A 5,512-nucleotide genomic window follows, 5' to 3' on the forward strand; every position below is an offset into this window, starting at 1 on the left:
GTACACGATCGAGCGTTACGGGCTCGACGCCTTCCGGGCCGAGGTGGAGAAGCGGATCGCCCAGAAGCTCGGCGCGCCCAAACCCTTCACCTTCACCAACAACGGCGACCGCTACGGCTGGGTCGAGGGCGACGACGGCCGCTATCACCTCACCCTCTACGTGCCCTCGGGCCGGATCAAGGACATCGAGGGCGGGCCGCAATTCCTCTCGGGCCTGCGGCGCATCGCCGAGGTGCACGAGGGCGATTTCCGCCTCACCGGCAACCAGAACGTGATCATCGCCAACGTCCCGGCGGAGAAGCGCGCGGAGATCGACGCGCTCGTCGACGAATACGGCCTGACCCGGGGCGCGGGCGCGCTGCGGCGCAACTCGCTCGCCTGCGTGGCCCTGCCGACCTGCGGCCTCGCGCTGGCCGAGAGCGAGCGCTACCTGCCGGACCTGATGACCGAGCTGGAGGAGAGCCTCGCGTCCCATGGGCTGGCCGAGGAGGAGATCACGATCCGCTCCACCGGCTGCCCGAACGGCTGTGCCCGGCCGTTCATCTCCGAGATCGGCCTCGTGGGCCGCGGCCCCGAGCGCTACCACCTCTATCTCGGCGCCGCCCACGACGGCTCGCGCCTGAGCAAGCTCTACAAGGAGGACGTCGCGGCCTCCGAGATCCGCAGCACCCTCGATCCGCTGTTTGCCGACTACGCGAAGGGTCGGCAGCCGGGCGAGCATTTCGGCGACTACCTGATCCGCGCCGGCCACGTGGCCCGGACCACCAACGGCCCGGACTTCCACGAGCGGACCGGCGCCCTCAAGCCGGCCGTGCTCGGCTGACGGCAGGCCTCGCGCGTCCGGGACGGGGCTCCCGGACGCGCCGAGACCGCGACGCGGCGGCGGCCGCGGATCGCGGGTTCCGGCCCGGCTCCGGCATGACCGGATCCACCATGACCGGATCTGCGCGTCCCGATCCCGAGCCGCCGGAGCGCGGCGGGAGGGATCGGGGACCCGGAGCGGCGTCCCGCCCGCGCACCGGTCCGAACCGCCGCTCCGGCATACCCTGCACCGGCGTCGAAGACCCGGCGGCGATCGCGCCCTCCCTCCCGACGAACCGCAGGCATCGGCGGCAGGCCGTCCTTCGTCCGCTGCGCGACCTCGACGAGAATGAACGTTCATTGACATGAGAATGAACATTCATTATACAGGTGAGGCCAACAGGAGCGCACGATGGCTCTCACCCTCGAAGGCCGCTGGTCCGATCTCGATGCCGAGCGTTTCGGCGCCCGCGGCCGGGGCGCTCTCGCCCAGCTCCGCACCGTCTGCACCCCCGCCAACCTGACTTTCGGCGCCGTCCTGGCCCTCGCCTGGCTGGCGCTGATCGGCTGGACCGGGGCCGGCCCGGACGGCTGGCAGGCCCGGATCTGCGCGGACCTGCATCAGGGACCGCAATCCTGCACCGTCGCCAGCCTGGGCAAGGATCAGAGCCGCATCACGCCGGTGGCCGTCGCCGCGCAGCCGGGGCAGTGACCGCCGCAGCGGACGGACTTGCGGAGGCCCGCGTCGGGCCCTCCGCCCGGCGCGAGCACATTCTCGACGCCGCCGAAGCCTGCTTCACGCGCAACGGCTTCCATCGCACCACCATGCAGGACCTCGCCCGCGAGGCTGCGATGAGTCCGGGCAACTTCTACCGCTACTTCGAATCCAAGGAGGCCCTGGTCCTCGGGCTGGTCGAGCGTGAGCGCGAGCGCGGCACGCTCCTGGTCGCCGAGATGGAGGGCAGCAGTGACCCGCGCGGGACGTTGCTGGGCCTCATCGCCCGCTACTTCATGTCGATCACCCGCGAAGCCGCGGCTCTGCGGGTGGAAATCTGGTCGGAATCGACGCGCAATCCGGCCATCGCCGCCATGACGGCGCAGACCGAAGTCGAGAGCCGGGACTGGTTCGTTGCGACCTTGTCGGCGCTCGCCACCGCGCCAGCTTGCGATCCGGCGGCGCTTTACGCCCTCCTCGCGCCTCTGATGAAGGGGATCGTCGTGAGCCGCGCCGCGCTGCCCGATTACGACGTCGCCGGGGCGGTCACCCAGATCCACCAGCTCCTCCATGCCGGGCTCGACGGCCGCCTGCCGTGCCCGGCGGATGCGCGTTCGCCTGCGGGCCTCTGATCCGCGCCCGGCGCGATCGCTGCGTCCGCGCCGGACGACGTGACGGCGCACGGGAGGCCGTCGCTGCCCACGGGGCCGAGGACAGTCGCTTCCGATCGCGCGCCGAAACCGGCGCGCGGTACGCCGGCCGGCTCGCAATCCCCCCCTCTTGCGGGCCGGCCGGTCGTGTCCGCTGCTGCCGGCGCCCTCAACCCGCACGCGATTCGGGTTCAACACCGCAACTGTATACACGCACAAGTAGGCACACTGGAGGAGTTTTAATATATCGCCCCGCGATTCGTGCCATTTCAGCCACATTCCCACGACGGATGCGTGTCCCGGCGCTCCAGATGCGCATCGCTGTTGAGATGATCGGGCCGATTCATTCTAGGAGTGCTGCATCGCGCTGGCGCTTCACTCCTGAGAACGATTGTAAACTATGCTTTCTGGGCGGATCGACGAGGTCGATGGCACGCGCCGTCTCCGCGAGTACTTGAGTTTCGCCCATACGGGACTTGCGACGGCCATTCTGGTCCTGTCTTCGACGGCTGTTCACGCGCAGGCGGAGACCGACGAGGTCGCCCTCTCCGAACTCAGCGTGACCGGCACCGGGCCAGCGGCGGAGCGGGCCGGTGGACCGGTCGTCGGCTACCGGGCCACGCGCTCGGCCACCGCCACCCGGACCGACACGCCCCTGCGCGACACGCCGCAATCGGTGCAGGTGGTGCCGCGCGACGTGCTGGTCGACCAGCAGGACATCCGGTTGAGCGACGCGCTGCAGAACGTCAGCAGCGTGCAGCCCGGGGGCACGATCCAGGGCCGGAGCGACACCTTCATCATCCGCGGCTTCAGGACCCAGACCTACGCCATCGATGGCGTCCTCCTGAATCAGGCCGGCAACTTCTCCTCGGTGACCCGGGATCTCGCCGACGTGGAGCGGATCGAGGTGCTCAAGGGCCCGGCCTCGGTCCTGTACGGGCGCGGCGATCCGGGCGGCCTGATCAACATCGTCACCCGGCAGCCGACGCTGACGCCGTCCGGCGACATCAACCTGCAGGCCGGCAGCTTCGGCTTCCGGCGGGTGCAGGGCTCGGTCTCGAGCGCGATCGAGGGCGTGGAGGGCTTGTCCGGGCGGCTCAGCTTCGCCGCCCAGTCGGACCCGACCTTCCGCAACTTCTACGGCCGCGACAATGCCCGCACCTTCGTGGCCCCGGCCTTCGCGTGGACTCCGACACCGGACACGCGCGTCACGTTCCTCGGCGAGTTCACCCGGGTCGACAACCAGTACGACGAGGGCCTCGTCGCCCGGAACGGCCGCGTGCCCCTGGACAATGTCGCGCGCTACTACGGCGAACCGTTCTCCCGCTACAACGGCAACGCCAATTTCGGCCTGCTCAAGGTCGAGCACGACCTCAATGCCAACATCACCCTGCGCGAGGTGCTCAACGCGCAATGGGGCGGCTTCGATTTATTGGCCACCCGAGCCATCGGTCTCACCAACCGCAACACCCAGGTGACCCGGCGGGAGACTGCGGTCTACTCGACTACGCGGCCGTCGACAGCCAGACCGAGATGGTGGCGAAGTTCGACCTCCTCGGCTTCCGGCACACGGTGCTCACCGGGGTCGAGTACACGAACGGCTACCGGCGCGCTTACCAGACGCAGAGCACGAACTTCCCGTCGGTCAGCTTCCTCAACCCGGTCCCGGGATCCCCGATCGTCGGCCTCCAGTTCCAGTCCGATCTGAAGCAGAAGAACGCGCTGACCGGCCTCTACGTGCAGGACCAGATCGATCTCGGTCTCGGCCTGCAGATGCTGGTCGGTGTCCGCTACGATACGGGCACCCAGTACTATTTCAGCCGCGTCCCGACCTCGCGCACCATCCCGCCCGAGCAGCAATTGTCCGGCACCTCGCCGCGGGTCGGCCTGATCTACCGGCCGGTGGAGCCGCTGACGCTCTATGCGAGCTACGCGACCTCGTTCAAGCCGCAGACGGACAACGTCTACAACGCCGTCAATCCGCGTCCCGAGACCGGCGAGCTCTACGAGGTCGGAAGCCGGCTCGATCTCAACCCGGACCTGACCCTGTCGACGGCAGCCTTCCGCATCATCCGCAACAACGTTTCGGCCGCCGACCCGGTCAACACGGGCTTCTCGGTGATCACCGGGCAGCAGCGCTCCCAAGGCGTGGAGGCCGACCTCGCCGGACAGGTCTTGCCCGGCTGGAAGGTCATCGGCGGCATCAGCGTCCTCGACGCGCGGATCACGAAGGACACCACCTTCGCGGTGGGCAACCGGCTGGTCGGGGCGCCGGCCTTCAGCGGCAGCATCTGGTCCACCTACCAGTTCCAGGAAGGCTTCCTGCTCGGCTGGAACGTCGGGGCCGGGATCACCTATGTCGGGCGCCGCGCCGGCGACCTGAACAACAGCTACTCGGTGGGCGGCTACGCCCGGCTCGACGCGGCCGTGTTCTACGACTTCAGCGAGCACGCCCGGTTCTCGATCAATGCCCGGAACCTGACCGACCGCCGCTACATCGAGCAGCCGTTCAACCAGTTCAACAACCTCCCCGGCGCGCCGCTCTCCGTGCTGGCGACGATCACCGCCCGGCTCTGAGCCGGGCCGCCGCCTCGCGAAGGCGGCGGCCTCGTCGCGTCAGCGGTGGCTCGCGTCGCCGTCATGCACGCGCGGAGCGCGGCAATCCGGGACAGCGCCCCGCCGATCGGCCGCGCGCTGCCCTGATCCCTCCTCGCCGCACGCAGAACGCCGGGGGCGGCCGAAGGCCATGCCGGCACCGTCTCAGGGGCTCACCGCACGGACGGCCACCGCGGGCGCCTCGGGCTCGGCGGCCCTGCGCCGGGCACCGGCGCGGCGGCGCAGGACGTAGAGGGTCAGGCCGGTGGCCGCGAAACCCGGCATGGCCAGGGCCGCGAGGCAGAACAGCAGAGCGACGAGATCGCCGAAGAAGCGGCCGCGATGCACCTCCAGGATGTTGTCCAGGAGACGCCGGCCCAGCGGCGCATCGGTGGCGCGCTCGGAGGCCAGCAGGGCGCCCGTGAGGGGATCGTAGCGCTCCTCGTTGCGGGCGCTCGGCGCATCGACGCCCTTGGGCAGCCAGCGGATCCGGATCGCCTTCGTGTCGGCCCCCGGCAGGGTCAGGACCGCTGTCCCGGCGGCGTCACCGGTCCGCGCGCGGAAATCCGCCCAGGCGCGGTCGACGGCCGCGCCGCCATCGGCCCCGGCATCGACCAGGCGTCCGGCAGCCTTGCTCCCGGCCGGTCGCGCAGGCTTCCCCGCGTCCGGAGCGCCCGCGAGCAGCCGCGTGGCGCCGTCCTTGAACGACGGGTAGGACCATGTCAGGCCGCGGAGCGCGATGACCAGGTAG

Annotated in this window: 4 protein-coding genes and 2 pseudogenes; 5 read left to right on the forward strand and 1 reads right to left on the reverse strand. The window is 70.1% G+C overall.

Going from position 1 to position 5,512, the window contains the following annotated elements; translation table 11 throughout:
- The 5 genes and pseudogenes from I53_RS29160 to I53_RS36025 all read left to right on the forward strand — a co-directional run.
- Positions 1 to 823 (forward strand): annotated as a pseudogene (locus I53_RS29160) (sulfite reductase); the annotation flags it as partial.
- Positions 824 to 1,213: 390 nt separating this feature from the next.
- Entirely contained in the window at positions 1,214 to 1,513 is a 300-nt protein-coding gene (locus I53_RS29165) for a hypothetical protein (RefSeq protein ID WP_043357670.1), read from the forward strand.
- Positions 1,510 to 2,148, forward strand: a complete 639-nt coding sequence (locus I53_RS29170; protein WP_043357672.1) for a TetR/AcrR family transcriptional regulator — start codon at positions 1,510 to 1,512, stop codon at positions 2,146 to 2,148. Before I53_RS29165 ends, I53_RS29170 begins: the two co-directional genes overlap by 4 nt.
- 418 nt (positions 2,149 to 2,566) lie before the next feature.
- Positions 2,567 to 3,064 (forward strand): annotated as a pseudogene (locus tag I53_RS36020) (TonB-dependent receptor plug domain-containing protein); the annotation flags it as partial.
- A 635-nt stretch (positions 3,065 to 3,699) separates the two neighbouring features.
- Positions 3,700 to 4,743, forward strand: coding sequence for a TonB-dependent receptor domain-containing protein (locus I53_RS36025; RefSeq protein WP_306307456.1), 1,044 nt, complete (start codon positions 3,700 to 3,702; stop codon positions 4,741 to 4,743).
- 183 nt (positions 4,744 to 4,926) lie between these two features.
- On the opposite strand, the gene I53_RS29185 is transcribed toward I53_RS36025, so the two are convergent.
- Positions 4,927 to 5,512: PepSY domain-containing protein (locus I53_RS29185; RefSeq protein WP_043357677.1), on the reverse strand; the 586-nt coding region annotated here is incomplete at its 5' end.

The sequence above is a fragment of the Methylobacterium sp. B1 genome (assembly GCF_000333255.1).
Lineage (GTDB): Bacteria > Pseudomonadota > Alphaproteobacteria > Rhizobiales > Beijerinckiaceae > Methylobacterium > Methylobacterium fujisawaense.